Here is a 24,802-nt window from a genome sequence, read left to right on the forward strand (position 1 = left end):
TCCCTGTCTGTCAAGCGTTTCTACTTTTTTCCTTAGATAGGAATGTTTGCGTGAAAACATGGGAATTCTTTTAAAATAGAGTTTCTCTGGGTTAAAATTGGTTGAAGCTGCTTTAACCCATTTTTATTTTTAGGCATTCGTCTGCGACCTGCAAAAAGTTGCCGAATGCCGAGTTTCTATGTGTGAAAACACAACCTGAGGGGTGAATAAGTTGGCAGGTAAAGTGATTCAAAGTGGCCGACACCGCCAGCGTCGTACGTATTCACGTATTAACGAAGTGCTGGGCCTTCCAAATCTCATCGAGATTCAACAAAAGTCCTACCAATGGTTCCTTGATGAGGGGCTCCGTGAGATGTTCCAAGACATTTCGCCAATCCAGGACTTCACTGGTAATCTCGTGCTGGAGTTTATCGACTACAGCTTGGGAGAGCCGAAGTACGATGTTGACGAGTCGAAAGAACGTGACGTCACCTATGCGGCGCCTCTGCGTGTGAAGGTACGTTTGTTGAACAAAGAGACGGGAGAAGTGAAGGAACAAGAAGTCTTCATGGGGGATTTCCCGCTCATGACCGAAACGGGAACCTTCATTATTAATGGTGCTGAGCGCGTTATTGTCAGCCAGCTTGTTCGTTCCCCCAGTGTATATTACAACACCAAAGTGGACAAAAACGGCAAGCAGATGTTTACAGCTACAGTAATCCCGAACCGGGGTGCTTGGCTGGAGCTGGAGACTGATGCGAAAGACGTAATTTATGTCCGCATCGACCGTACGCGAAAAATCCCGGTAACGGTTCTTTTGCGTGCGTTGGGCTTTGGTTCTGACATCGAGATTCTCAACTTGCTGGGTGAAGATGAATACATCAAGAACACGCTGGAAAAAGACAATACCGATTCTACGGAAAAAGCGCTCATTGAAATCTACGAGCGACTTCGTCCGGGTGAGCCACCAACAGTCGAAAATGCGAAGAGCCTCTTGATCTCTCGTTTCTTCGACCCTAAGCGCTATGATTTGGCTTCTGTTGGTCGTTACAAAATGAATAAAAAGCTTCATTTGAAAAACCGTCTGTACAACCAACGTCTGGCTGAAACGCTGATCGATACGACGACAGGTGAAATTTTTGCCGAAGCAGGTCAAATGATTGACCGTCGTGTATTGGATCGCATCTTGCCAGCGCTGGAAGGTAATGTCGGCTTTATCGACGTTCGCACGCATGGCGGTGTACTGGAAGATGAAGCGATTCATTTGCAATCTATCAATATTTTCTCTCCGATTGAAGATGGCAAGATCATCAAAGTAATCGGAAACGGAAATGTAGATAAGTCCTTCAAGCATATTACGCCGGCGGATATCGTATCGGCGATCAACTATTTCATGAACCTCCTGCACAGTGTAGGTTCCACAGACGATATCGACCACTTGGGTAACCGTCGTCTGCGTTCCGTGGGTGAGCTTCTGCAGAACCAGTTCCGTATCGGTTTGTCCCGTATGGAGCGTGTGGTTCGTGAGCGCATGTCCATCCAGGATCAAAACCAGATTACACCGCAAGCTCTCATTAACATCCGTCCAGTGATTGCATCACTGAAGGAGTTCTTTGGTAGCTCGCAGCTGTCCCAGTTTATGGACCAAACAAATCCATTGGCTGAGCTGACGCACAAACGCCGTCTGTCCGCACTCGGACCAGGTGGTTTGACGCGTGAGCGCGCAGGCTTCGAAGTGCGCGACGTTCACCATTCCCACTACGGTCGTATGTGTCCAATTGAGACGCCAGAGGGACCAAACATTGGTTTGATCAACTCTCTGTCTTCCTTTGCGCGCATTAACGATTACGGATTTATCGAGACACCTCGTCGGAAAGTAGATCCGGAAACAGGCTTCGTGTTGACTGATATCAGCTACTTGACTGCTGATGAGGAAGACGTGTTCAACGTGGCACAGGCCAATCAGCCACTTGATGATGATGGCCGTTTCGTAAACGACATGGTAATCTGCCGTCGTAAAGGTGAGATCTTGAGCGTACCGCGCGACAAGGTAGACTTCATGGACGTATCGCCGAAGCAGGTTGTATCCGTAGCGACTGCGCTGATTCCGTTCCTTGAGAACGATGACGCCAACCGCGCGCTGATGGGTTCAAACATGCAGCGGCAGGCCGTTCCGCTTTTGATTCCACAAGCACCGTTTGTCGGTACAGGTATGGAACATAAAGCAGCGCAAGACTCCGGTGTGGCGATCGTTGCCAAGCATCCGGGTCAAGTAGAGCGCGTAACGGCTCGCGAAATCTGGATTCGTCGTTACCAGGAAATCGACGGCAGAAAAGTTGCCGGTGATCTCGATAAATACAAAATGCACAAGTTTATCCGTTCCAACCAAGGTACCTGCATCAACCAGCGTCCAATCGTAAGCCGTGGAGACTGGATTGAAAAAGGCGATATCGTTGGGGACGGCCCATCCACTGAAAAAGGTGAATTGGCTCTCGGTCGTAACGTAATCGTTGCGTTTATGACGTGGGAAGGATACAACTACGAAGACGCGATTCTTCTGAGTGAAAAACTTGTAAAAGATGACGTGTATACGTCTATCCATATTGAAGAATACGAGTCCGAAGCTCGCGACACCAAGCTGGGTCCAGAGGAAATCACTCGCGATATTCCAAACGTCGGGGAAGATGCTCTGAAGAACCTGGACGAACGGGGTATCATCCGTGTTGGTGCGGAGATTCAGGACGGCGACATTCTCGTTGGTAAGGTTACACCAAAAGGGGTTACTGAGCTGACAGCAGAAGAGCGTCTCCTGCATGCCATCTTCGGTGAAAAAGCTCGTGAAGTTCGTGATACATCCCTGCGCGTACCGCACGGTGGTTCCGGTATCATCGTAGACGTTAAAGTATTTACGCGTGAGAATGGCGACGAATTGCCACCAGGCGTAAACCAACTCGTTCGCGTTTACATCGCCCAAAAACGGAAAATCTCCGTGGGTGACAAAATGGCCGGTCGACATGGTAACAAAGGGGTTATCGCCCGTATCATGGCGGAAGAAGATATGCCGTTCCTGCCAGATGGCTCTCCAGTAGAGATCGTACTCAACCCGTTGGGCGTACCTTCGCGTATGAACATCGGTCAGGTATTGGAGACTCACTTGGGTATGGCAGCGAAGCTTCTGGGTATCCACGTAGCAACGCCGGTATTCGACGGTGCACGTCAGGCAGAAGTATTCGAAACGTTGGAAGAAGCAGGTCTGGATCGTGACGGAAAAACGATCTTGTTTGATGGTCGTACAGGTGAACCGTTTGACCGCCGTGTAACGGTAGGTTGCGTATACATGCTGAAACTGGCTCACTTGGTTGACGACAAAATCCATGCTCGTTCTACTGGTCCTTACTCTCTTGTTACGCAGCAGCCATTGGGTGGTAAAGCTCAATTCGGTGGACAGCGTTTCGGGGAGATGGAGGTTTGGGCATTGGAAGCATACGGTGCTGCCTACACCTTGCAAGAAATTCTCACTGTTAAGTCGGATGATGTCGTGGGCCGCGTGAAAACGTACGAAGCGATCGTTAAGGGCGAAAATGTTCCAGAACCAGGTGTTCCAGAGTCCTTCAAGGTATTGATCAAGGAGCTCCAGAGCTTGGGTATGGACGTGAAGATTCTGTCCGGTGATGAGCAGGAGATTGAAATGCGTGAAATGGAAGACGAGGATGAAGGTAACGGTGAAAAACTGAACCTCGTACTCGAAGGCGGAAGCTTGAACGAAGAGTAAGATTCCGGTACCAAGGGAGGTAACGCCCTGTGATTGACGTGAACAACTTCGAATATATGAGGATCGGCTTGGCTTCCCCCGATAAGATCCGTTCGTGGTCTTTCGGGGAAGTGAAGAAGCCAGAGACGATCAACTACCGCACACTGAAACCGGAAAAAGACGGCTTGTTCTGCGAACGCATCTTTGGACCAACCAAGGACTGGGAGTGCCATTGCGGTAAATACAAGCGTGTTCGTTATAAAGGTGTAGTGTGCGACCGTTGTGGCGTGGAAGTGACCCGCGCCAAAGTACGGCGTGAGCGTATGGGGCACATTGAGCTGGCTGCCCCAGTTTCTCACATCTGGTACTTCAAAGGGATTCCAAGCCGTATGGGCTTGGTACTCGACATGTCTCCTCGTTCCCTGGAGGAAGTAATCTACTTTGCTTCTTACGTAGTAACTGATCCAGGTGACACTCCTCTCGATAAAAAGCAATTGCTCTCCGAAAAAGAGTATCGCAACTATCGTGAGAAATACGGCCACTCTTTCCAAGCGATGATGGGAGCAGAAGCGATTAAACGCCTGCTTGCCGAAATCGATTTGGATAAAGACGTGGAAACGTTAAAAGAAGATTTGAAGACAGCACAAGGTCAGCGTCGCAACCGTGCGATCAAGCGTCTGGAAGTACTTGAGGCATTCCGCAACTCCGGTAATAACCCGGATTGGATGGTTCTCGATGTACTGCCAGTTATCCCGCCAGAGCTTCGTCCAATGGTTCAGCTGGATGGTGGACGTTTTGCCACTTCCGACCTGAATGACCTGTATCGTCGTGTAATCAACCGTAATAACCGTCTGAAGCGCCTGCTCGAACTGGGTGCTCCTGACATTATCGTACAAAACGAGAAACGCATGCTGCAGGAAGCAGTAGACGCGCTCATCGACAACGGTCGTCGTGGACGTCCAGTAACAGGACCAGGTAACCGTCCTTTGAAATCTCTCAGCCACATGCTGAAAGGTAAACAAGGTCGTTTCCGTCAAAACCTGCTCGGTAAGCGTGTTGACTACTCCGGTCGTTCCGTTATCGTTGTAGGACCTAACCTGAAGATGTATCAGTGCGGTTTGCCAAAAGAAATGGCACTGGAACTCTTCAAGCCGTTCGTGATGAAAGAGCTGGTTTCCAAAGGCCTTGCTCACAACATCAAGAGTGCAAAGCGCAAGGTTGAGCGCGTTCAGCCAGAAGTATGGGACGTTCTTGAAGACGTAATTCGTGAGCATCCAGTTCTGTTGAACCGTGCCCCTACCTTGCACCGTCTGGGTATCCAGGCTTTTGAACCAGTATTGGTTGAAGGCCGTGCGATCCGTCTTCATCCGCTCGTTTGTACTGCGTACAACGCGGACTTTGACGGTGACCAAATGGCGGTTCACGTTCCGTTGTCTGCTGAAGCACAGGCGGAAGCCCGTATTCTCATGCTGGCAGCGCAAAACATCTTGAACCCGAAAGACGGTAAACCGGTAGTAACTCCATCCCAGGACATGGTGCTTGGTTCCTACTACCTGACACTGGAGCGCGAAGGCGACAAAGGCGAGGGTACGATTTATCGCGATCCTCATGATGCGATTGCCGCTTATCAGCAAGGCTTTATCAGCCTGCATACGCGTATTGCATTGCCAGCGAAACGCCTGAACAAAACCAGTTTTACTGAGCGTCAAGAGAACGCGCTGATTGTAACGACAGTTGGGAAAGTGATTTTCAACGAGATCTTCCCTGCTGATTTGCCATTCATCAATGCACCGACTAGAGCTAACCTGCAAACAATGGTTCCAGATGAGTGCTTTGTCTTTGATAAAGGTACGAATGTTTCTGAGTTCATTAAGAACCTTCCAGATCCAGGCGCTGTAAAGAAAGGCTTCTTGGGAACTATTATTTCCGAGTGCTTCCGTCGCTTCGGTACGATGAAAACGTCCATGATCCTCGACAAGATCAAGGAACTGGGCTTCACGTACTCGACAAAAGCAGGTATCACGATTGCCGTAGCGGACATCGCGGTACCAGGAAAGAAAAAAGACATCCTTGACGCTGCAGATGAGAAAGTAGCAACTGTCATGACGCAATTCCGTCGCGGTTTGATTACCGAGGACGAGCGCTATGACCGCGTTATTTCCATCTGGTCCAAAGCGAAGGATGAGGTAACAGAAGTATTGATGAAGTCCATGGATAAGTTCAATGCGATCTTCATGATGGCGAACTCCGGTGCCCGTGGTAACGTATCCCAGATCACTCAGCTGGCTGGTATGCGCGGTCTGATGGCGAACCCATCCGGTCGAATCATCGAGTTGCCGATTAAATCCAACTTCCGTGAAGGTCTGACGGTATTGGAGTACTTTATCTCTACGCACGGTGCGCGTAAAGGTCTCGCCGATACGGCCTTGCGTACAGCGGACTCGGGTTACCTGACTCGTCGTCTGGTAGACGTTGCTCAAGACGTGATCGTACGCGAAACCGATTGTGGAACAGATAAAGGTATCCGTGTAACAGCGATCAAGGATGGTAAAGAAGAAATTGAGAAGCTGTCTGACCGTCTGGTAGGACGTACTTGCTTCGAGACTTTGCGCCACCCTGAGACAAAAGAAATCATCGTGCACCGCAATGAGGAGATCTCTGAAGAGGTTGCCGAGTATATTGAAAAAGTAGGAATCACTAACGTTTATATCCGTAACGTACTCGCTTGCCGCACCAGCCATGGTGTCTGCAAACTGTGCTACGGACGCAACCTGGCAACAGGAGCCGAGGTGGAAGTGGGAGAAGCAGTTGGTATTATCGCTGCTCAGTCCATTGGTGAGCCGGGTACCCAGCTGACTATGCGTACCTTCCATACCGGTGGGGTTGCGGGAGACGATATTACCCAAGGTTTGCCGCGTATTCAGGAGTTGTTCGAAGCGCGTAATCCGAAAGGGCAAGCAGTCATCTCCGAAATCGATGGTGAAGTTGTCGATATTCGCGAAGGTAAAGATCGTCGCGAGATCGAAGTACGTGGGGAAGCGGAGAACAAAGTGTATGCAGCACCGTATGGCTCGCGCATCAAGGTTTCTGTTGGTGTCAAGCTGAATGCCGGTGACGAGCTCACGGAAGGTTCCGTAGACCCGAAAGAAATGCTCAAAGTTCGTGGTATGCGCGGCGTTTCCAACTACATCTTGCAAGAGGTACAAAAAGTTTACCGTATGCAAGGGGTAGAAATTAACGACAAGCACGTAGAGGTTATGATTCGCCAGATGCTGCGCAAGCTGCGTGTCATCGACAGCGGAGATACAGACCTCTTGCCAGGTTCCTACGTTGAGGTACCAGAATTTGAGCAAGCGAACGCAAAAGTTCTCATGGAAGGCAGAAATCCAGCAGTGGGCCGTCCGGTTCTTCTGGGGATCACCAAAGCATCCCTCGAAACCGACTCCTTCTTGTCGGCAGCATCCTTCCAGGAAACAACTCGCGTTCTTACCGATGCAGCGATCAAAGGAAAAGTGGACCGCTTGCTAGGTTTGAAAGAGAACGTTATTATCGGGAAGCTGGTTCCAGCAGGTACCGGTATGTCACGTTACCGCAATGTAAAAGTTGCTAGTCAAGTAGATTACGAAGCAGAGCTGGAAGCAGCGAAAGCTGAGCAAGAAGCAGTTTCTGTAGAGTAATTGCGGGAAAAGCGCCCATCACCGATTGGTGGGCGCTTTCCTAAATAAAAAATATCAAATGGGCGTTGACAACAACTAACCCACCTGATATTATATTCAAGTGTGCCTGACATCTGTACTTTGGAGGATATGAGAATCATGTCTTATGAAAAAGTAGAGCGGGCCAAGGACTTGACGATCGGCATTAAGCAGACGATCAAAGCTGTTGAAAGCCAACAGGTAGAAGCAGTGTATATCGCTGTCGATGCAGATAAGCGTTTGACCCAAAAAGTCGAGCTCCTTTGCAAAGAGAAGGGTGTTCCAGTCATCCATGTAGATTCCATGCGTCGTTTAGGCAAAGCGTGCGGAATTGAAGTGGGAGCGGCTACTGCTGCGATCAAAAAAAGTGGTTAACGATGTTTTTGTCTGTGGTTACACGTTGCGTAATACTGGACAAGGACTTTCTATTTGACCTAAAAATGACTCACCTGGATCTGTGGTCTTGAAGATTGGGTATTAAGAAGGGAGGTAACATCATGCCTACAATTAACCAATTGGTGCGTAAAGGTCGCGAGGATAAGGTTGTGAAGTCGAAGTCCCCAGCTCTTCAAAAGGGGTACAACAGCTTCAAGAAAAGCCAAACCAACCAAAGTTCTCCTCAAAAACGTGGTGTTTGCACTCGTGTAGGTACCATGACTCCGAAAAAACCGAACTCCGCGTTGCGTAAATACGCTCGTGTGCGTTTGACTAACGGAATCGAGGTAACAGCTTACATCGGTGGTATCGGCCACAACCTGCAAGAGCATAGCGTCGTGCTGGTGCGCGGCGGTCGTGTAAAAGACTTGCCAGGGGTACGCTACCATATCGTTCGTGGTGCACTTGACACTGCTGGTGTGAACAACCGTAAACAAGGTCGTTCCAAATACGGTACTAAGCGTCCGAAGCCAGGTCAAGCAGCAGCGAAAAAGTAATAAGAAAAGCGCCTGTGAAGTGGCGTGAATTTATAACGAAAAGAAGGAGGGAATACGATGCCTCGTAAAGGTCCTGTAACCCGTCGTGACGTGCTGCCTGATCCTATTCACAACAGCAAGTTGGTTACTCGCTTGATTAACCGCCTGATGTTGGATGGTAAGCGCGGTGTAGCTCAGAACATTCTCTACAACGCATTTGACATCATCCAGGAGCGCACAGGTCGCAACCCGATGGAAGTGTTTGAAGAAGCACTGAAAAACGTAATGCCAGTACTGGAAGTTAAAGCTCGCCGTGTAGGTGGTGCTAACTACCAAGTACCAATCGAAGTAAAACCGGAGCGCCGTACCACTCTTGGTCTGCGTTGGATGGTTAACTACTCCCGTAACCGTGGAGAGAAAACCATGGAACAACGTCTTGCTAACGAGATCATGGACGCTGCTAACAACACCGGTGCAGCAGTTAAAAAGCGTGAAGACACGCACAAGATGGCTGAAGCGAACAAAGCGTTTGCTCACTATCGCTGGTAGAAATTGAATCGGGTGTCCGTTTTGGATACCCGTTTATTCTCAAACTCGAGTATGGAAGGAGCATACCTAATGGCTCGCGAGTTCTCTTTGCCGAATACGCGTAATATCGGTATCATGGCTCACATCGATGCTGGTAAGACGACGACTACTGAGCGTATTCTGTTCTACACTGGTCGCGTTCATAAAATTGGTGAGGTGCACGAAGGTGCAGCAACCATGGACTGGATGGAACAAGAGCAAGAGCGCGGTATTACGATCACTTCGGCTGCTACTACTGCTCAATGGAATGGCCATCGAATCAACATCATCGACACGCCAGGCCACGTAGACTTCACTGTAGAAGTTGAGCGCTCCCTGCGCGTTCTTGACGGTGCTGTAACCGTTTTTGACGCAAAAGGTGGCGTTGAGCCGCAAACCGAAACCGTATGGCGCCAAGCTGACCGCTATGGCGTACCGCGCATGTGCTACATCAACAAAATGGATATCATGGGTGCTAACTTTGATATGTGCTTGGGTCAGATCAAATCTCGCCTGGGTGCAAATCCTGTAGCTATCCAATATCCAATCGGTGCAGAAGATCAATTCAAAGGTATGGTTGACCTGATCGAAATGAAGGCAATCGTATATACCGATGATTTGGGTAAAACTTCTGACTCCGCTGAAATCCCTGCTGACCTGCTCGCTCGTTGCGAAGAACTTCGTATGGCGATGGTTGAGGCAGCTGCAGAACAAGACGAAGAGCTCATGATGAAGTACTTGGAAGGCGAAGAGCTGACCAACGACGAAATCCGTGCTGCTCTGCGTAAGGGTACTATCGATTGCAAACTGACGCCGGTAATGTGCGGTTCTTCTTACAAGAACAAAGGTGTTCAGCCTATGCTGGACAACGTAGTTGCTTACCTGCCGTCTCCGGTAGATATCCCTGCAATTAAAGGTACATTGCCAGATACTGAAGATGAAGTTGATCGTCCAGCTGACGACAACGGTCCGTTCTCTGCTCTTGCGTTCAAGATCATGACTGACCCGTATGTTGGTCGTTTGACATTCTTCCGCGTATACTCCGGTGTACTGAACTCCGGTTCTTACGTTCTCAACTCTACCAAGGGTAAACGTGAGCGCGTTGGCCGTATCCTGCAAATGCACGCAAACCACCGTGAAGAGATCACAACGGTTTACTCCGGTGACATTGCAGCAGCTGTAGGTTTGAAAGATACAACTACTGGTGATACTCTGTGTGATGAAAAGGCTCCTGTAATCCTCGAGTCTATGGACTTCCCAGAGCCAGTTATCTCTGTTGCGATCGAACCTAAATCCAAAGCAGACCAAGACAAGATGGGTATCGGCCTGTCCAAGCTGGCTGAAGAGGATCCAACGTTCAGAACTCGCACAGATGAAGAGACTGGTCAAACAATCATCTCCGGTATGGGTGAGCTTCACCTGGAGATTATCGTAGACCGTCTGAAACGCGAATTTAAAGTCGAGTCGAACGTAGGTGCTCCACAGGTTGCTTACCGTGAAACATTCCGTAACGCAGCTAAAGTGGAAGGTAAATTCGTTCGTCAGTCCGGTGGTCGTGGTCAATACGGTCACGTTTGGGTGGAATTTGCTCCACTCGAAGCTGGTCAAGGCTTCCAATTCGAAAACAAAATCGTTGGTGGTGTAGTACCACGCGAATACATCCCTGCTGTTCAAGCGGGTATCGAAGAATCGATGAAAAATGGTGTTATCGCCGGCTTCCCGCTGGTTGATATCAAAGCTACTATCGTAGACGGTAGCTACCATGACGTCGATTCCAACGAGATGGCATTTAAAGTAGCAGGTTCCCTCGCATTGAAGGAAGCTGCGAAAAAATGTGGCGCTGTACTTCTCGAGCCAATCATGAAAGTAGAAGTTACAATGCCTGAAGAGTACATGGGTGACGTAATGGGTGACCTGAACTCTCGCCGCGGTCGTATCGAAGGTATGGAAGCTCGTGCAAATGCACAAGTAATCCGTGCGATGGTACCACTGTCCGAGATGTTCGGATACTCCACAGTTCTTCGTTCCCGTACCCAAGGCCGTGGCGTTTACTCCATGGTGATCGACCATTACGAAGAAGTACCTAAATTCATCGCTGAAGAGATCATCAAGAAATCTAAAGGCGAATAATTACAGGTTACGACTTTATCTTGCAATCAGAAAGGTTTACAATATTGAAGGGACAACCATTCGTAAGGTAAACCTTTCTTCAAACCATAAAACCCTTATCTATAAGGAGGCTTTTCTCTCATGGCAAAAGCGAAATTTGAGCGTAATAAACCACACGTTAACATTGGTACTATCGGTCACGTTGACCATGGTAAAACTACCCTGACTGCTGCTATTACAACTGTATTGGCACAACAAGGTAAAGCACAAGCTATGAACTATGCTGCGATTGACGCTGCTCCAGAAGAAAAAGAGCGCGGTATCACAATCAACACAGCACACGTTGAGTACGAAACTGACAACCGTCACTATGCTCACGTTGACTGCCCTGGTCACGCTGACTACGTGAAAAACATGATTACTGGTGCTGCTCAAATGGACGGCGCAATCCTGGTTGTATCCGCAGCTGATGGCCCTATGCCACAAACTCGCGAGCACATCCTGCTCTCCAAGCAAGTAGGCGTACCTTACATCGTAGTATTCATGAACAAATGCGACATGGTAGACGATGAAGAGTTGTTGGAACTGGTTGAAATGGAAATCCGTGACCTGTTGTCTCAATATGAGTTCCCAGGTGACGACACTCCAGTAATCAAAGGTTCTGCTAAAGAAGCTTTGGACAACCCAACTGGCGAGTGGGCTAAGAAAATCGCTGAACTGATGGAAGCGGTTGACACTTACATCCCAACTCCTGAGCGTGCAACTGACAAGCCGTTCCTGATGCCTGTAGAGGACGTGTTCACGATCACTGGTCGTGGTACTGTTGCTACTGGTCGTGTAGAGCGCGGTATCGTTAAAGTTGGTGACCAAGTAGAAATCATTGGTCTGGCTGAAGAAACAAAATCCACAACTGTAACTGGTGTTGAGATGTTCCGCAAATTGCTGGATCAAGCTCAAGCTGGTGACAACATCGGTGCTCTGCTGCGCGGTGTAGACCGTAACGACATCGAGCGTGGACAATGCTTGGCGAAACCAGGTTCCGTTAAGCCTTACACTAAGTTCAAAGCAGAAGTTTACGTTCTGTCCAAAGAAGAAGGCGGACGTCACACTCCTTTCTTTGCTAACTACCGTCCACAATTCTACTTCCGTACAACTGACGTAACAGGTATCATCCAACTGCCAGAAGGCGTTGAAATGATCATGCCTGGCGACAACACTGAGTTCACTGTAGAACTGATCGCTCCAGTAGCGATGGAACAAGGTACTCGCTTCGCGATCCGCGAAGGTGGCCGTACAGTAGGCGCTGGCGTTGTAGCTTCTATCGACGCGTAAGTTATACTGATACACAAAAACCCGACAACTTTGGTTGTCGGGTTTTTTTATGTTCTTATATCGAATTTTTAAATAACTCCCATCAAAATCATTCAATTTGCCTCTCGCAGCTATGTGCTACAATACCATCAGGATTGGATGGGGGATAGTAGAGATGAAAAATAATGAGCGATTATTGTTTCTTATGCTAGCGGGTGTTGTCACGCTGTGGGGCTTGAACGTAGTCATGGTCAAATACTTAACGACGTTTCCTCCATTATATGTTGCTGCCATGCGCATGACGGTGGGTGGAATATGTTTGTCGCCAATCATCTTCTTAAACAGAAAGAGTTTGCGTTTTAGCAAAACGGATTGGCTTTTGTTAGCGGGAGTCGGCGCCAGTTCCATCGCCCTTCATCAAATTACGCTGGCTGCGGGTGTTCAATACACAACGGCAGGAAATGCATCGCTCATTCTTGGATTAAATCCATTGGCAACGGCACTCTTGGCCATGCTTTTCTTAGGAGAAGGCATGTCGTGGAGAAAAGGACTTGGCATTGGAATGGGCTTTACAGGAGTATTGATTGTGGTCATCTCTCAACATGGTGGTCTTCATGTGAATGGCTGGGGAGATGCGATTATGTTTTTCTCTATGCTCATGTATGTAACGGGTGGATTACTGATACGGAAATTGGTTGTAAGAGGTGTACCTGTTCTCTTAATTACAGCTTTATCGCAATCGTTTGGGGTCTTCTTCTTGTGGGGAGTAGCATTGACTGTCCAACCGGCATCTTATTATCTCTCTTTGGATGTTTCTTCATTCCAATGGCTTGTGATTTTCACATCAGGTGCGCTATCAACTGCGCTTGGTTCAATAGGCTGGAACTATGGAATACGCCAGCTGGGGGCAAGTCGGACGGCTGTTTTTCTTAACGGAATGCCAATGGCCAGCTTAGTATTTGCGGCGATATTCCTGGGAGAAAGCCTTCAACTCGTACACTTATTGGCCCTGTGTATGATAGTAGGTGGTGTTTATTTGGGCTCGCGGAGTCTAGTAAGACCGAAAGCCACCAGTACGGCGGCTACTCCTGAAATAACAACGAAAGCGTAGGACAGTAATAGTCCTACGCTTTTTCTTGTTCATCCCATTTATTGACCATATGGTGGGCGGTTAAGCGCAAGCGATCAAAGATATGCTTGCGAGTGTCACCTTCTAGTCCAGTCTGATCCATCGCTTTATCCATACAAGACAGCCAAGCCTCTGCTTGAGTAGGTCCAATAGGGAATTTCATATGTCGTGCACGCAGCATCGGATGTCCATGTGCGTCGGAGTATAGAGTTGGACCACCAAGAAACTGCGTCAAAAACTGATATTGACGCTCTTTCACTTCGGTTAAATCGTCAGGGAAGAGATCAGTGATGTCTGGATGCTGCTTAACTAGATCGTAAAAGGTATCGACAAGACGGGCTAATGTATCTGCACCGCCGATGATTTCATATGGGGTTTGATTTGCATCAGACAATGAGGAAAACCTCCATTTCATTACGATTACAACCATAAGTATAACGTCTTTCTTCTATTATAGAAAGACTGCGCGAAGAGTTGGTAGGTAATCCCGCTTGCCTTTCTTCCCGGAAATCTGTAAGATGATCAAGGTGAGCCATTCAGTAGGCACACCATGTACAAAAAAATATGCGGAAACCCAAGAAAAAACTTGCGTTGCCCAGATCTTTTTAGTACAATATTGAATGTTGGTCATGGACTTGCGATGATGTGGGAGGTTGCTGACACACCCGGCCCCTTTGCCATGACCGGGGTGCAGGATATTTCCACGGAGAAATGTCTGTTTAAAAAATGGGCGAAAAAGGAGGGACTTCAATGGCAAAGCAAAAGATTCGTATTCGTTTGAAGGCGTATGATCACAAAATCCTGGATCAGTCCGCAGAAAAAATTGTGGACACTGCAAAGCGTTCCGGTGCTAACGTATCCGGTCCAATTCCACTCCCTACGGAGAAAGCAGTTTACACGATCCTGCGTGCGGTTCATAAGTACAAAGATTCTCGTGAGCAATTCGAGATGCGTACACACAAACGTTTGATCGACATCTTGAACCCAACACCACAAACAGTAGATGCTTTGATGCGTCTGGATCTGCCATCTGGTGTGGATATCGAGATTAAACTGTAAGGTCCCAAAAAGCGATACACGCGCAGACGTTGTCTTGATAAGCGTGTTATACCAAGCAACAAACCCTTAAAATGGCACCCCTGCGCATCGATGGGGACTTGATACAACATAAAAACGTTTTACTGAAATAAGCACAGGAGGTGGCACAAATGACCAAAGGAATCTTAGGGAAAAAACTTGGCATGACTCAAGTTTTTGGTCCAAACGGAACAGCGACTGCTGTAACGGTTATCGAAGTAGGTTCTAACGTAGTTCTTCAGAAGAAAGACGTTGCGAACGACGGTTATGAAGCGATTCAAATCGGCTTCGAAGACAAAAAAGAACAGCGCGCTAACAAGCCGGAAAAAGGCCATGCAGCAAAAGCTAACACTGCTCCTAAGCGCTTCGTTCGCGAAATTCGCGGAGTTAACCTCGCTGATTACGAGGTTGGTCAAGAGTTGAAGGCTGACATTTTTGCCGAGGGAGAAATGGTTGACGTAGCTGGCGTATCCAAGGGTAAAGGTTTCCAAGGTGCGATCAAACGTCACAATCAATCCCGCGGTCCTATGGCTCACGGTTCGCGTTACCATCGCGGTCCAGGTTCCATGGGTGCTGTAGCTCCGAACCGCGTATTTAAAGGTCAAACCCTGCCAGGTCAAATGGGTGGCGACAACGTTACCATTCAAAACCTGGAAGTAATTAAAGTAGATGCAGAACGCAATCTGGTTCTCGTAAAAGGCTCCGTGCCTGGTCCGAAAAACAGCTGCGTACTGGTATCCACGGCAGTCAAGAAGAACTAGTAAGGAAAGGAGGAACTGACATGCCGAAAGTAGCTCTTTATAACCAAACCGGTTCTCAAGTTGGCGAAATCGATCTGGCAGACAGCGTATTTGGGATTGAGCCTAACAGCGCAGTTCTGTACGATGCGATCGTGATGCAACAAGCATCCCAACGCCAAGGTACACATGATGTAAAGAACCGTTCTGAAGTACGTGGTGGTGGCCGCAAGCCATGGCGCCAAAAAGGTACAGGTCGTGCACGCCAAGGTTCCATTCGCTCTCCGCAATGGAAAGGTGGCGGTGTTGTATTCGGTCCAACTCCGCGCAAATACGGTTACAAACTGAACCGTAAAGTTCGTCGTCTGGCACTGAAATCCGCACTCTCCACGAAAGTACAAAACAACGAACTCTTGGTACTGGAAGCTCTGAACTTCGCAGCTCCTAAAACCAAGGAAATGACTGCTGTACTCAGCAGCCTGAAAGTAGATCGCAAAGTTCTGATCGTTACTTCCGAGTACGACCAAAACGTAGCGCTCGCTTCCCGCAATATCCCAGGTGCAAAAATCGTAGATGCTGCAGGCATTAACGTTCTTGATCTGGTAGCGCATGACAAAGTAATCGTGACGAAAGAAGCGGTTGCGAAAGTAGAGGAGGTGCTCGCATAATGAAGAGCTTGCATGATGTCCTTAAACGCCCTGTCATTACCGAGCGCACCACTGATATGATGGCTGAGAAAAAGTACGTTTTTGAAGTGCCTCTCAAAGCCAACAAAACAGAAATCAAACAAGCTGTTGAAAAAGTATTTGGCGTAAAAGTAGAAGCAGTTAACACAGTTCGTGTACCTGCAAAACCAAAACGCTACGGAAAATACTCCGGTTACACGTCCGAGTGGAAGAAAGCAATCGTTAAGCTGACTGATGACAGCAAAGAATTGGCCTTCTACGAGGGAGTATAACCTCGACGACTACCGAAAAGGAGGGTATTAACATGGGTATCAAAAAGTTTAAACCGACTTCTCCTGGTCGTCGCCAAATGACGGTTTCTACTTTCGAGGAGATCACCACGTCGACTCCCGAAAAATCCTTGTTGGCGCCTCTCAGCAAAAAAGCTGGTCGCAACAACCAAGGTAGAATTACCGTTCGTCATCAAGGTGGCGGTCATAAACGTAAATACCGTATTATCGACTTCAAACGTAACAAAGATGGTATCATTGGTCGCGTAGCAACCATTGAATACGATCCAAACCGTTCCGCTAACATCGCGCTGATCAACTATGCAGACGGTGAAAAGCGTTACATTATCGCTCCACAAAACCTGAAAGTGGGCGACCAGATTGTATCCGGAGCAGATGCCGACATCAAAATCGGTAACGCACTGCCAATGGAGAAAATCCCGGTAGGTACTACCATCCACAACATCGAGCTGAAACCTGGTAAAGGTGGCCAATTGGTTCGCGCTGCTGGTACTTCTGCTCAATTGCTTGGTCGTGATGGTGAATTCGTAATCGTTCGCCTGTCTTCCGGTGAAACTCGCCGCATTCATAACGTATGCCGCGCTACAATCGGTCAAGTAGGTAACCAAGATCACGAATTGCTGAACATCGGTAAAGCAGGACGTTCCCGCTGGTTGGGTATCCGTCCAACTGTTCGCGGTAGCGTAATGAACCCTAACGATCACCCACACGGTGGTGGTGAAGGTCGCGCTCCAATCGGTCGTAAGGCTCCTGTTACTCCTTGGGGTAAACCAACCCTGGGTCTCAAGACTCGTAAGAAGAAGAACAAGTCCGACCAATACATCATCCGCCGCCGCAAGAAGTAAGGTAGGCTGATACTATAACCGAACGCCTTTGGCGAAGGGAGGTTCACTAATGGGACGTAGCTTAAAAAAGGGTCCTTTCGTGGATGACCACTTGATGAAAAAAGTTGACGAGCAAAATGAAAAGAACGAGAAACGCGTGATCAAAACATGGTCTCGCCGTTCCACCATCTTCCCTGATTTCGTAGGACACACGTTTGCAGTTTACGATGGCCGCAAACATGTACCTGTATACGTATCGGAAGACATGGTTGGTCATAAATTGGGTGAATTCGCACCAACTCGTACCTTCAAGGGTCACGTCGACAACGACAAGAAGTCCAAGAAGCGCTAATTTTCTCTTGACAGAGAGGAGGTACAAAGATGGAAGCAAAAGCAGTTGCACGCAATATTCGCATCGCGTCTCGTAAAGTCCGCCTGGTGGTTGACTTGATCAGAGGCAAGCAAGTAGGTGAAGCTTTGGCGATCTTGAAACACACGCCTAAAGCAGCTTCTCCAGTTGTTGAAAAGCTCCTGAAGTCGGCTATTGCAAACGCTGAGCACAACTATGAGCTGGATCCAAACAGCTTGGTAGTGGGTAAAATCTTCGTAGACCAAGGTCCTACGTTGAAGCGTTTCCGTCCGCGCGCTATGGGTCGCGCTAGCCGCATCCATAAACGCACGAGCCACATCACAGTGGTACTAAACGAGAAATAAGGAGGGATTACGTGTGGGTCAAAAGGTAAGCCCGGTAGGTCTTCGGATCGGTGTCATTCGTGACTGGGAGTCCAAATGGTACGCTGACAAGGACTTCGCAACTCTGTTGCACGAAGACTTGAAAATCCGTAAGTATGTAAAAGGGCGTCTGAAAGATGCTGCTGTATCCACGATCGAAATCGAACGCGCAGCTAATCGCGTGAACGTTACGATTCACACCGCTAAGCCTGGTATGGTAATTGGTAAAGGTGGAGCTGAGGTTGAAACTCTGCGTAAATCCTTGACTGAACTGACTGGCAAACGCGTTCATATCAATATCAATGAAATCAAACGTCCGGATTTGGATGCTACTCTGGTAGCTGAAAATATTGCACGCCAATTGGAAAACCGCATTTCTTTCCGCCGTGCGCAAAAGCAATCGATCACTCGTACGCTGCGCTCTGGTGCTAAAGGTATCAAAACCTTGGTAAGCGGTCGTCTTGGCGGCGCGGACATCGCACGTTCTGAAGGTTACAGCGAAGGTACTGTTCCGCTTCACACATTGCGCGCTGACATCGACTACGGTACTGCTGAAGCACATACCACTTATGGTCGCATCGGTGTAAAAGTGTGGATCTATCGTGGAGAAGTCCTTCCAGCGAGAAAGAACGTCGCTACTGAGGAAGGAGGCAAGTAATCATGTTGACGCCAAAACGCGTGAAACACCGTAAACAACACCGCGGGAAAATGGCAGGTAACGCAAAAGGCGGTACTACTGTTGCGTTCGGTGAATACGGATTGCAAGCAATGGAACCATCTTGGGTAACTAACCGTCAGATCGAGGCAGCTCGTATCGCGATGACTCGTTACATCAAACGTGGTGGTAAAGTATGGATTAAAATCTTCCCTGATAAACCAGTAACACAAAAACCGCTCGAAGTCCGCATGGGTTCCGGTAAAGGTTCTCCTGAGAAATGGGTAGCGGTAGTGAAGCCAGGCAAGATCATGTTTGAACTTGCTGGTGTTCCTGAAGAAGTCGCTCGCGAAGCTATGCGTCTGGCTATGCACAAACTGCCTATCAAGTGCAAGTTCGTGAAGCGTGAAGAAGTGGGTGGTGACGCACATGAAGGCTAATGAGTACCGTAATTTGACCACTGCCGAGATCGAACAAAACGTTACTTCTTTGAAAGAAGAGTTGTTCAACCTTCGTTTCCAGCTGGCTACGGGTCAACTCGAAACCACATCTCGTATCAAACAAGTGCGTAAGGATATTGCTCGTGCGAAAACCGTCCTGCGCCAGAGAGAATTGGGAATCGGCTAATTATAGGAAGGAGGTTTGAACGATGACCGCAGATCGCAATATGCGTCGAACCGTTGTAGGTCGCGTTGTTTCCGACAAGATGGATAAAACCATTGTTGTTCTTGTTGAAACTTACAAGACACATCCTTTGTACGGCAAACGCATGAAATTCTCGAAAAAGTTCAAGGCTCACGACGAGAACAATACGGCAAAAGTGGGCGACATCGTAGAAATCATGGAAACTCGTCCATTGTCTAAAGACAAGCGTTTCCGTTTGGTACGTATCGTCGAAGAGGCAGTAATCGTATAAGTCAGATTTTCGGATATTAATTCCGGAAGGAGGAACAGTAAATGATCCAAACTCAGACGAGATTGGCTGTTGCTGACAACTCCGGTGCAAAGGAACTCATGTGCATCAAGGTTCTGGGTGGTTCCGGTCGTAAAACGGCGAACATCGGTGATGTTATCGTGTGCTCCGTAAAATCCGCTACACCCGGCGGCGTTGTCAAGAAAGGTCAAGTAGTTAAAGCGGTAGTAGTACGCACAGTAAGTGGCGTTCGTCGTAACGATGGTTCTTACATCCGTTTCGATGAAAATGCAGCTGTAGTTATCAAAGACGATCAATCCCCACGTGGTACTCGTATCTTTGGACCTGTGGCTCGTGAGCTCCGCGATAAGGATTTCATGAAGATCATCTCTCTGGCTCCAGAGGTTATCTAATTGAACGGCAAAACTCAGGCAGTTTGTTCGATAGGAGGTGCACCAAGCGATGCACGTTAAAAAAGGCGACACTGTTATCGTAAATGCGGGCAAAGATAAAGGCAAAAAAGGTCGCGTTCTCGCTGCTTATCCAAAGAAAGAACGCGTTCTGGTTGAAGGTATCAACCTCGTGAAGAAACATAGCCGTCCGTCCCAAGCTAACCCGCAAGGTGGCATTGTGACTCAAGAAGCAGCTATTCACGTATCCAACGTATCTTTGATCGATCCGAAGTCCGGAAAAGCTACTCGCATCGGTTACAAAGTTTTGGATAACGGCAAGAAAGTTCGGTACGCGAAAAAGTCTGGCGAAGTACTCGACAAGTAGTCAGGTTGGAAAGGAGGATATCCTAGATGGCAACAAGATTGAAAGAAAAGTATACGAGCGAAATCGTGCCTGGTTTGATGAGCAAGTTCAACTATACTTCCATCATGCAAGTGCCGAAAGTAGAAAAGATCATCATCAATATGGGTGTTGGCGAAGCGGTAGCTAACGCTAAGTCCTTGGATACTGCAATTGAAGACCTGCAAATCATCGCTGGTCAAAAGCCTGTAGTAACAAAGGCTAAGAAATCCATCGCGGGTTTCAAATTGCGTGAAGGTATGCCGATCGGTGCGAAGGTTACTCTGCGCGGCGAGCGTATGTACCACTTCCTCGACAAATTGATGAACGTATCTCTCCCGCGTGTTCGTGACTTCCGTGGAATTTCTTCCAAGGCATTTGACGGTCGCGGTAACTATACACTTGGTCTGAAGGAACAACTGATCTTCCCTGAGATCGAGTACGATAAAATTGATAAAGTTCGTGGTATGGACATCGTTATTGTTACTTCCGCGAAAACGGATGAGGAAGCTCGTGAGTTGCTGACTCAAATGGGTATGCCATTCCGTAAATAAACCCACTCGTAAGGAGGGAAGAATGTGGCAAAGAAATCAATGATCATCAAGCAACAGCGGCAGCCGAAGTTTGCAGTACGCGCGTACACTCGTTGCGAGCGTTGCGGACGTCCTCACTCCGTATTGCGCAAATTCAAACTCTGCCGTATTTGCTTCCGTGAACTTGCTTATAAAGGTCAAATTCCAGGCGTGAAAAAAGCAAGCTGGTAATTTGAAACGGGAAGGAGGTTTTCTCTCATGGTTATGACTGATCCAATCGCAGATATGTTGACTCGCATCCGTAACGCCAACATGGTTCGCCACGAGAAAGTGGAAATCCCGGCGTCCACCATCAAGAAGGAAATCGCGCGCATTCTGAAAGAAGAAGGCTTCATCCGCGATGCGGAGTTTGTTGAAGACAACAAACAAGGAATCATCCGCGTATTCCTGAAATATGGTGCGGGCAACGAGCGTGTCATCACAGGTCTGAAACGTATCTCCAAGCCAGGACTTCGTGTTTATGCAAAAAACAATGAAGTACCTAAGGTTTTGGGTGGTCTCGGTTGCGCGATCATCTCTACATCCACTGGTGTAATGACTGACAAGCAAGCTCGTCAAGCTCATGTAGGTGGAGAAGTTCTCGCATACATTTGGTAATTAACAGATTGTAAATAGCACAGGAGGTGCACCACATGTCTCGTGTCGGTAGAAAACCGATCGTGGTCCCTGCAGGCGTTACCCTCACTCTGAACGGTACTGAGCTGACGGTAAAAGGCCCTAAGGGTCAACTCGTTCGTAGCTTCCATGAAGATATCAAAATCAACATCGCTGAAAACGAAGTAGTCGTTGAGCGTCCAAGCGATAACAAACTTCACCGCTCCCTGCATGGTACAACTCGTGCGCTGGTATCCAACATGGTAACTGGCGTATCCGAAGGCTTTACTCGTACCCTGGAACTGGTCGGTGTAGGTTACCGTGCTGCCAAGTCTGGCAACGGTGTTACTCTCTCTCTTGGTTTCTCCCACCCAGTGGAAGTTACTCCAGAAGAGGGTATCGAAATCGATGTACCAAACCAAACCACTTTGGTGGTAAAAGGTATCAACAAAGAGCGCGTTGGCCAAGTTGCGGCTGAAATCCGTTCTTTGCGTAAACCTGAGCCATACAAAGGTAAAGGTATCAAGTACAGCGATGAAGTTGTTCGCCGTAAAGAAGGTAAAAAAGGTAAATAAGCTTCTAGCTTCATGAGAAAGGAGGCCGCTTAATGTTTACGAAAGCTGATAAAAACAAAGCTCGGAAAAAACGTCACCTGCGAATCCGCAAACGCGTGATTGGTTCTACCATTCGCCCGCGTCTGAACGTATTCCGTTCTTCTAAGCACATCTACGCTCAATTGATCGACGATGCAACAGGCGCAACATTGGCATCTGCATCTTCTTTGGATAAAGAGCTGGGCCTGAAAAATGGCGCTAACGTGGAAGCTGCTACAGCTGTTGGCACACTGATCGCTAAGCGTGCACAAGAAAAAGGTGCGACTGAAGTGATTTTTGACCGCGGTGGTTACATCTATCATGGACGTATTAAAGCACTGGCAGAAGCAGCTCGTGAAGCTGGTCTGCAATTCTAACAACAAGGAGGGTAAGGAATGCGTATCGACCCTAGCAAATTAGAGCTCGAAGAAAAAGTAGTCGCAGTTAACCGTGTAGCAAAAACGGTTAAAGGTGGACGTCGTATGAGCTTCAGCGCCTTGGTTGTTGTGGGAGACCGTAACGGCCACGTAGGTGCTGGTATGGGTAAAGCTCAAGAAGTTCCAGACGCCATTCGCAAAGCGATTGACGATGCTAAGAAAAAATTGATCCGTGTACCGATGAGAGGAACAACTGTTCCGCACCAAGTACTGTGCCAATTCGGCGCTGGTAAGGTTCTCATCAAGCCTGCTGCCCCTGGTACAGGTGTTATCGCTGGTGGACCTGTTCGTGCCGTACTCGAACTGGCTGGTGTAGGCGATATTTTGAGTAAGTCTCTTGGTTCCAACAATCCTATCAACATGGTCAACGCTACGCTGGAAGGCCTCGGTCGCCTGAAAACAGCGGAAGATGTCGCGAAATTGCGCGGTAAGACTGTTGACGAGTTGTTGGGTTAATAAGGAGGGAATGAACATGGCAAAATTGCAAATCACCCTCAAACGCAGCCTGATCGGTCGCACTGTTGACCAACAAGATACTGTAAAAGCACTGGGTCTTCGCAAAATCAACTCCACTGTAGTGAAGGAAGATAACGCTGCAATCCGTGGAATGGTTTTCAAAGTGAAGCACTTGGTTGAAGTGAAAGAAGTAGAAGCTTAATTGATCATCTCAATTAGTTAGGAGGTGCAACGTATGAAATTGCATGAACTGCAACCTGCAGAAGGATCCCGTCACACTCGTAAGCGCATCGGTCGCGGTATCGGTAGCGGTACTGGCAAAACTGCCGGTAAAGGTCACAAAGGTCAAAACGCTCGTTCCGGTGGCGGAGTTCGCCCTGGTTTTGAGGGTGGTCAAAACCCATTGTACCGTCGTCTGCCTAAGCGTGGTTTCACTAACATCTCCCGCAAAGAATTTGCGATTGTTAGCTTGGACGCGCTGAACCGTTTCGAAGAGGGCACTGTAGTAACACCTGAGCTGTTGAAAGAAACTGGTGTTATCAGCGCGCTGCGCGACGGTGTTAAGGTTCTTGCTAACGGTGAACTCACTGTGAAGCTGACTGTAAAAGCTCACAAGTTCTCCGGAGCTGCTGCTGAGAAGATCGCTCAAGTCGGTGGAACAACCGAGGTGATCTAATGTTAGCGTCCTTAACTAACATTTTTAAGATTAGCGACTTACGTCGCAAGATCCTTTTTACGCTCATGATGCTGGTTGTTTTCCGGATCGGAAGCTTTGTACCAGTTCCTAACGTAAACGTCGAGTTATTTCAGCAGAATGCAAACCAATTACTTGGCTTGTTGAACACCTTCTCGGGTGGAGCTCTGCAAAACTATTCGATATTTGCTATGGGTATCATGCCATATATTACGGCGTCGATTATCATGCAGCTGATGTCAATGGATGTAGTACCTAAGCTGACGCAATGGGCACGTGAAGGGGAAGTTGGCCGTCGCAAGATTGCTACCGTTACCCGTTACGCCACCATCATCCTTGGTCTGGTTCAGTCTGTAGGGATGACGATTGGATTCAACAATATGACACCTGGCTTGTTAACCGATACGTCGATTAGCAGCTATGCGCTCATTGCGTTGACATTGACAGCTGGGACGGCATTCATGATGTGGATGGGGGAACAGATCACCGAAAAGGGTATCGGTAACGGTATATCAATTCTTATCGTTGCTGGGATCGTTGCTGGACTGCCTAATGCGGCTACAACGATTTACACCATGCAGTTCGGTGACCCTGCTCAAAACATCTTTTTCAGCATCGTAAAAGTCGTGCTTATTCTACTGGTGGTCCTCGCCATTGTTGTCGGGGTTATCTTTATGCAGCAAGGTATCCGTAAGATTCCAGTGCAATATGCTAAACGAGTAGTTGGACGCAAAATGTACGGTGGTCAATCTACCCACATTCCACTGAAAATCAACTCTGCTGGTGTTATTCCTGTAATCTTTGCGCTATCGCTCGTAATGTTCCCTTCCACGATTGCACAGTTCTGGGTGGATGCATCTGGACAAGGATTCGCTAACTGGATTTATGAGAACTTCCAAGTGCACAAACCTCTTGGAATGACACTTTACGCTATTTTGATTCTCGGCTTCACCTATTTCTACACATTTGTACAGATTAATCCTGTGCAAATGGCAGAAAACATGAGAAAAAACGGCGGTTATATTCCTGGTATCCGACCTGGTAAAAACACTGAGGTATTCATTACTCGTACATTAAACCGGTTAACATTGGCGGGTGCTTTGTTCCTGATGACAATTGCCATTTTGCCATTCTTCTTCAGTAGTATTGCAAGCTTGCCACAGTCCATTTCGATCGGCGGTACATCGCTCTTGATCGTGGTCGGGGTATGCTTGGATACAATGAAGCAGATTGAAAGTCAGATGATCAAACGCCACTACCAAGGGTTTATCAAGTAA

General features: G+C 48.0%; 31 protein-coding genes. 30 read left to right on the forward strand and 1 reads right to left on the reverse strand.

Annotation, left to right across the window (positions count from 1 at the left end; all coding sequences use genetic code 11):
* Nucleotides 1-211 precede the first annotated feature (211 nt).
* The 8 genes from rpoB (at nucleotide 212) to AB1L17_RS25485 (ending at nucleotide 13,434) form a co-directional block, all read left to right on the forward strand.
* Nucleotides 212-3,751, forward strand: a complete 3,540-nt coding sequence (gene rpoB / locus AB1L17_RS25450; protein ID WP_412847839.1) for a DNA-directed RNA polymerase subunit beta — start codon at nucleotides 212-214, stop codon at nucleotides 3,749-3,751.
* 29 nt (nucleotides 3,752-3,780) lie between these two features.
* A complete protein-coding gene (rpoC, locus tag AB1L17_RS25455) occupies nucleotides 3,781-7,407 on the forward strand; it encodes a DNA-directed RNA polymerase subunit beta' (RefSeq protein ID WP_412847840.1) in 3,627 nt (1,208 codons plus the stop codon).
* Nucleotides 7,408-7,545: 138 nt separating this feature from the next.
* A complete protein-coding gene (locus AB1L17_RS25460; protein ID WP_017247041.1) occupies nucleotides 7,546-7,800 on the forward strand; it encodes a 50S ribosomal protein L7ae-like protein in 255 nt (84 codons plus the stop codon).
* Between the two features lie 122 nt (nucleotides 7,801-7,922).
* The gene (gene rpsL, locus AB1L17_RS25465) at nucleotides 7,923-8,357 is read left to right on the forward strand and encodes a 30S ribosomal protein S12 (RefSeq protein WP_012683978.1); all 435 of its coding nucleotides are present in this window, start codon (nucleotides 7,923-7,925) and stop codon (nucleotides 8,355-8,357) included.
* Nucleotides 8,358-8,414: 57 nt separating this feature from the next.
* On the forward strand, nucleotides 8,415-8,885 hold the full coding sequence (rpsG, locus tag AB1L17_RS25470; protein ID WP_007716226.1) for a 30S ribosomal protein S7: 471 nt from the start codon (nucleotides 8,415-8,417) through the stop codon (nucleotides 8,883-8,885).
* Nucleotides 8,886-8,954: 69 nt separating this feature from the next.
* A complete protein-coding gene (fusA, locus tag AB1L17_RS25475; protein WP_412847841.1) occupies nucleotides 8,955-11,033 on the forward strand; it encodes an elongation factor G in 2,079 nt (692 codons plus the stop codon).
* 120 nt (nucleotides 11,034-11,153) lie between these two features.
* Nucleotides 11,154-12,344, forward strand: a complete 1,191-nt coding sequence (gene tuf, locus AB1L17_RS25480) for an elongation factor Tu (RefSeq protein WP_412847842.1) — start codon at nucleotides 11,154-11,156, stop codon at nucleotides 12,342-12,344.
* A 154-nt stretch (nucleotides 12,345-12,498) separates the two neighbouring features.
* On the forward strand, nucleotides 12,499-13,434 hold the full coding sequence (locus AB1L17_RS25485; RefSeq protein ID WP_412847843.1) for a DMT family transporter: 936 nt from the start codon (nucleotides 12,499-12,501) through the stop codon (nucleotides 13,432-13,434).
* 13 nt (nucleotides 13,435-13,447) lie between these two features.
* On the opposite strand, the gene AB1L17_RS25490 is transcribed toward AB1L17_RS25485, so the two are convergent.
* A complete protein-coding gene (locus AB1L17_RS25490; RefSeq protein WP_412847844.1) occupies nucleotides 13,448-13,846 on the reverse strand; it encodes a globin domain-containing protein in 399 nt (132 codons plus the stop codon).
* Between the two features lie 356 nt (nucleotides 13,847-14,202).
* Between AB1L17_RS25490 and rpsJ the strand changes: the two genes are divergently transcribed.
* The 22 genes from rpsJ to secY all read left to right on the forward strand — a co-directional run bounded on the left by rpsJ (nucleotide 14,203) and on the right by secY (nucleotide 24,802).
* Complete coding sequence (gene rpsJ / locus AB1L17_RS25495) at nucleotides 14,203-14,511, forward strand: 30S ribosomal protein S10 (protein WP_005828858.1); 309 nt, start codon at nucleotides 14,203-14,205, stop codon at nucleotides 14,509-14,511.
* A 149-nt stretch (nucleotides 14,512-14,660) separates the two neighbouring features.
* A complete protein-coding gene (gene rplC / locus AB1L17_RS25500; protein WP_412847845.1) occupies nucleotides 14,661-15,290 on the forward strand; it encodes a 50S ribosomal protein L3 in 630 nt (209 codons plus the stop codon).
* A 20-nt stretch (nucleotides 15,291-15,310) separates the two neighbouring features.
* Nucleotides 15,311-15,934, forward strand: coding sequence for a 50S ribosomal protein L4 (gene rplD, locus AB1L17_RS25505; RefSeq protein WP_016742844.1), 624 nt, complete (start codon nucleotides 15,311-15,313; stop codon nucleotides 15,932-15,934).
* Nucleotides 15,934-16,224: a 50S ribosomal protein L23 gene (gene rplW / locus AB1L17_RS25510; protein WP_007716243.1), complete on the forward strand. Its 291-nt coding sequence runs from the start codon at nucleotides 15,934-15,936 to the stop codon at nucleotides 16,222-16,224. Before rplD ends, rplW begins: the two co-directional genes overlap by 1 nt.
* 32 nt (nucleotides 16,225-16,256) lie before the next feature.
* Nucleotides 16,257-17,087 (forward strand): 50S ribosomal protein L2, encoded by an 831-nt coding sequence (rplB, locus tag AB1L17_RS25515; protein WP_007716245.1) that lies wholly within the window; start codon nucleotides 16,257-16,259, stop codon nucleotides 17,085-17,087.
* 49 nt (nucleotides 17,088-17,136) lie between these two features.
* On the forward strand, nucleotides 17,137-17,418 hold the full coding sequence (gene rpsS / locus AB1L17_RS25520; protein ID WP_007716246.1) for a 30S ribosomal protein S19: 282 nt from the start codon (nucleotides 17,137-17,139) through the stop codon (nucleotides 17,416-17,418).
* Between the two features lie 29 nt (nucleotides 17,419-17,447).
* On the forward strand, nucleotides 17,448-17,780 hold the full coding sequence (gene rplV, locus AB1L17_RS25525) for a 50S ribosomal protein L22 (RefSeq protein ID WP_017247049.1): 333 nt from the start codon (nucleotides 17,448-17,450) through the stop codon (nucleotides 17,778-17,780).
* A gap of 13 nt (nucleotides 17,781-17,793) precedes the next feature.
* On the forward strand, nucleotides 17,794-18,456 hold the full coding sequence (rpsC, locus tag AB1L17_RS25530; protein ID WP_048035658.1) for a 30S ribosomal protein S3: 663 nt from the start codon (nucleotides 17,794-17,796) through the stop codon (nucleotides 18,454-18,456).
* A 2-nt stretch (nucleotides 18,457-18,458) separates the two neighbouring features.
* Nucleotides 18,459-18,893 (forward strand): 50S ribosomal protein L16, encoded by a 435-nt coding sequence (gene rplP, locus AB1L17_RS25535; protein WP_007716249.1) that lies wholly within the window; start codon nucleotides 18,459-18,461, stop codon nucleotides 18,891-18,893.
* On the forward strand, nucleotides 18,883-19,080 hold the full coding sequence (gene rpmC / locus AB1L17_RS25540; protein WP_012683988.1) for a 50S ribosomal protein L29: 198 nt from the start codon (nucleotides 18,883-18,885) through the stop codon (nucleotides 19,078-19,080). Before rplP ends, rpmC begins: the two co-directional genes overlap by 11 nt.
* Before the next feature lie 22 nt (nucleotides 19,081-19,102).
* Nucleotides 19,103-19,369, forward strand: a complete 267-nt coding sequence (rpsQ, locus tag AB1L17_RS25545) for a 30S ribosomal protein S17 (protein ID WP_012683989.1) — start codon at nucleotides 19,103-19,105, stop codon at nucleotides 19,367-19,369.
* 41 nt (nucleotides 19,370-19,410) lie between these two features.
* Nucleotides 19,411-19,779, forward strand: coding sequence for a 50S ribosomal protein L14 (gene rplN / locus AB1L17_RS25550; RefSeq protein ID WP_012683990.1), 369 nt, complete (start codon nucleotides 19,411-19,413; stop codon nucleotides 19,777-19,779).
* A 49-nt stretch (nucleotides 19,780-19,828) separates the two neighbouring features.
* On the forward strand, nucleotides 19,829-20,143 hold the full coding sequence (gene rplX / locus AB1L17_RS25555) for a 50S ribosomal protein L24 (protein WP_007716253.1): 315 nt from the start codon (nucleotides 19,829-19,831) through the stop codon (nucleotides 20,141-20,143).
* Nucleotides 20,144-20,169: 26 nt separating this feature from the next.
* Nucleotides 20,170-20,712 (forward strand): 50S ribosomal protein L5, encoded by a 543-nt coding sequence (rplE, locus tag AB1L17_RS25560; protein ID WP_007716254.1) that lies wholly within the window; start codon nucleotides 20,170-20,172, stop codon nucleotides 20,710-20,712.
* Between the two features lie 24 nt (nucleotides 20,713-20,736).
* Nucleotides 20,737-20,922, forward strand: a complete 186-nt coding sequence (locus tag AB1L17_RS25565; RefSeq protein WP_005828830.1) for a type Z 30S ribosomal protein S14 — start codon at nucleotides 20,737-20,739, stop codon at nucleotides 20,920-20,922.
* Between the two features lie 27 nt (nucleotides 20,923-20,949).
* Entirely contained in the window at nucleotides 20,950-21,348 is a 399-nt protein-coding gene (gene rpsH, locus AB1L17_RS25570; RefSeq protein ID WP_012683992.1) for a 30S ribosomal protein S8, read from the forward strand.
* 35 nt (nucleotides 21,349-21,383) lie between these two features.
* Nucleotides 21,384-21,920: a 50S ribosomal protein L6 gene (gene rplF / locus AB1L17_RS25575; protein WP_412847846.1), complete on the forward strand. Its 537-nt coding sequence runs from the start codon at nucleotides 21,384-21,386 to the stop codon at nucleotides 21,918-21,920.
* Between the two features lie 32 nt (nucleotides 21,921-21,952).
* The gene (rplR, locus tag AB1L17_RS25580) at nucleotides 21,953-22,315 is read left to right on the forward strand and encodes a 50S ribosomal protein L18 (protein ID WP_412847847.1); all 363 of its coding nucleotides are present in this window, start codon (nucleotides 21,953-21,955) and stop codon (nucleotides 22,313-22,315) included.
* An 18-nt stretch (nucleotides 22,316-22,333) separates the two neighbouring features.
* On the forward strand, nucleotides 22,334-22,831 hold the full coding sequence (gene rpsE / locus AB1L17_RS25585; RefSeq protein WP_007716268.1) for a 30S ribosomal protein S5: 498 nt from the start codon (nucleotides 22,334-22,336) through the stop codon (nucleotides 22,829-22,831).
* Nucleotides 22,832-22,847: 16 nt separating this feature from the next.
* Complete coding sequence (gene rpmD, locus AB1L17_RS25590; RefSeq protein WP_007716270.1) at nucleotides 22,848-23,033, forward strand: 50S ribosomal protein L30; 186 nt, start codon at nucleotides 22,848-22,850, stop codon at nucleotides 23,031-23,033.
* A gap of 33 nt (nucleotides 23,034-23,066) precedes the next feature.
* Complete coding sequence (rplO, locus tag AB1L17_RS25595; RefSeq protein ID WP_007716272.1) at nucleotides 23,067-23,507, forward strand: 50S ribosomal protein L15; 441 nt, start codon at nucleotides 23,067-23,069, stop codon at nucleotides 23,505-23,507.
* Nucleotides 23,507-24,802 carry a preprotein translocase subunit SecY gene (gene secY / locus AB1L17_RS25600; protein WP_412847848.1) on the forward strand — a complete coding sequence of 432 codons (1,296 nt, stop codon included), beginning with the start codon at nucleotides 23,507-23,509 and terminating at the stop codon, nucleotides 24,800-24,802. The genes rplO and secY overlap by 1 nt, the downstream gene beginning before the upstream one ends.

Source organism: Brevibacillus jepli, assembly GCF_047229145.1.
Classification (GTDB): domain Bacteria; phylum Bacillota; class Bacilli; order Brevibacillales; family Brevibacillaceae; genus Brevibacillus.

Excerpts from the sequence above, each read along its gene's own strand:
- rplF (WP_412847846.1), top strand. The coding sequence starts at position 21,384 with ATGTCTCGTGTCGGTAGAAAACCGATCGTGGTCCCTGCAGGCGTTACC.
- secY (WP_412847848.1), top strand. The coding sequence starts at position 23,507 with ATGTTAGCGTCCTTAACTAACATTTTTAAGATTAGCGACTTACGTCGC.
- AB1L17_RS25485 (WP_412847843.1), top strand. The coding sequence starts at position 12,499 with ATGAAAAATAATGAGCGATTATTGTTTCTTATGCTAGCGGGTGTTGTC.
- rplP (WP_007716249.1), top strand. The coding sequence starts at position 18,459 with ATGTTGACGCCAAAACGCGTGAAACACCGTAAACAACACCGCGGGAAA.
- rplC (WP_412847845.1), top strand. The coding sequence starts at position 14,661 with ATGACCAAAGGAATCTTAGGGAAAAAACTTGGCATGACTCAAGTTTTT.
- rpsQ (WP_012683989.1), top strand. The coding sequence starts at position 19,103 with ATGACCGCAGATCGCAATATGCGTCGAACCGTTGTAGGTCGCGTTGTT.
- rpmD (WP_007716270.1), top strand. The coding sequence starts at position 22,848 with ATGGCAAAATTGCAAATCACCCTCAAACGCAGCCTGATCGGTCGCACT.
- rpsJ (WP_005828858.1), top strand. The coding sequence starts at position 14,203 with ATGGCAAAGCAAAAGATTCGTATTCGTTTGAAGGCGTATGATCACAAA.
- fusA (WP_412847841.1), top strand. The coding sequence starts at position 8,955 with ATGGCTCGCGAGTTCTCTTTGCCGAATACGCGTAATATCGGTATCATG.
- rpmC (WP_012683988.1), top strand. The coding sequence starts at position 18,883 with ATGAAGGCTAATGAGTACCGTAATTTGACCACTGCCGAGATCGAACAA.
- rplB (WP_007716245.1), top strand. The coding sequence starts at position 16,257 with ATGGGTATCAAAAAGTTTAAACCGACTTCTCCTGGTCGTCGCCAAATG.
- rpsS (WP_007716246.1), top strand. The coding sequence starts at position 17,137 with ATGGGACGTAGCTTAAAAAAGGGTCCTTTCGTGGATGACCACTTGATG.
- rplV (WP_017247049.1), top strand. The coding sequence starts at position 17,448 with ATGGAAGCAAAAGCAGTTGCACGCAATATTCGCATCGCGTCTCGTAAA.
- rpsH (WP_012683992.1), top strand. The coding sequence starts at position 20,950 with ATGGTTATGACTGATCCAATCGCAGATATGTTGACTCGCATCCGTAAC.
- rplE (WP_007716254.1), top strand. The coding sequence starts at position 20,170 with ATGGCAACAAGATTGAAAGAAAAGTATACGAGCGAAATCGTGCCTGGT.
- rplX (WP_007716253.1), top strand. The coding sequence starts at position 19,829 with ATGCACGTTAAAAAAGGCGACACTGTTATCGTAAATGCGGGCAAAGAT.
- rpsE (WP_007716268.1), top strand. The coding sequence starts at position 22,334 with ATGCGTATCGACCCTAGCAAATTAGAGCTCGAAGAAAAAGTAGTCGCA.
- rplN (WP_012683990.1), top strand. The coding sequence starts at position 19,411 with ATGATCCAAACTCAGACGAGATTGGCTGTTGCTGACAACTCCGGTGCA.
- rplW (WP_007716243.1), top strand. The coding sequence starts at position 15,934 with ATGAAGAGCTTGCATGATGTCCTTAAACGCCCTGTCATTACCGAGCGC.
- rplO (WP_007716272.1), top strand. The coding sequence starts at position 23,067 with ATGAAATTGCATGAACTGCAACCTGCAGAAGGATCCCGTCACACTCGT.
- AB1L17_RS25460 (WP_017247041.1), top strand. The coding sequence starts at position 7,546 with ATGTCTTATGAAAAAGTAGAGCGGGCCAAGGACTTGACGATCGGCATT.
- tuf (WP_412847842.1), top strand. The coding sequence starts at position 11,154 with ATGGCAAAAGCGAAATTTGAGCGTAATAAACCACACGTTAACATTGGT.
- rplR (WP_412847847.1), top strand. The coding sequence starts at position 21,953 with ATGTTTACGAAAGCTGATAAAAACAAAGCTCGGAAAAAACGTCACCTG.
- rpsG (WP_007716226.1), top strand. The coding sequence starts at position 8,415 with ATGCCTCGTAAAGGTCCTGTAACCCGTCGTGACGTGCTGCCTGATCCT.
- rplD (WP_016742844.1), top strand. The coding sequence starts at position 15,311 with ATGCCGAAAGTAGCTCTTTATAACCAAACCGGTTCTCAAGTTGGCGAA.
- rpsL (WP_012683978.1), top strand. The coding sequence starts at position 7,923 with ATGCCTACAATTAACCAATTGGTGCGTAAAGGTCGCGAGGATAAGGTT.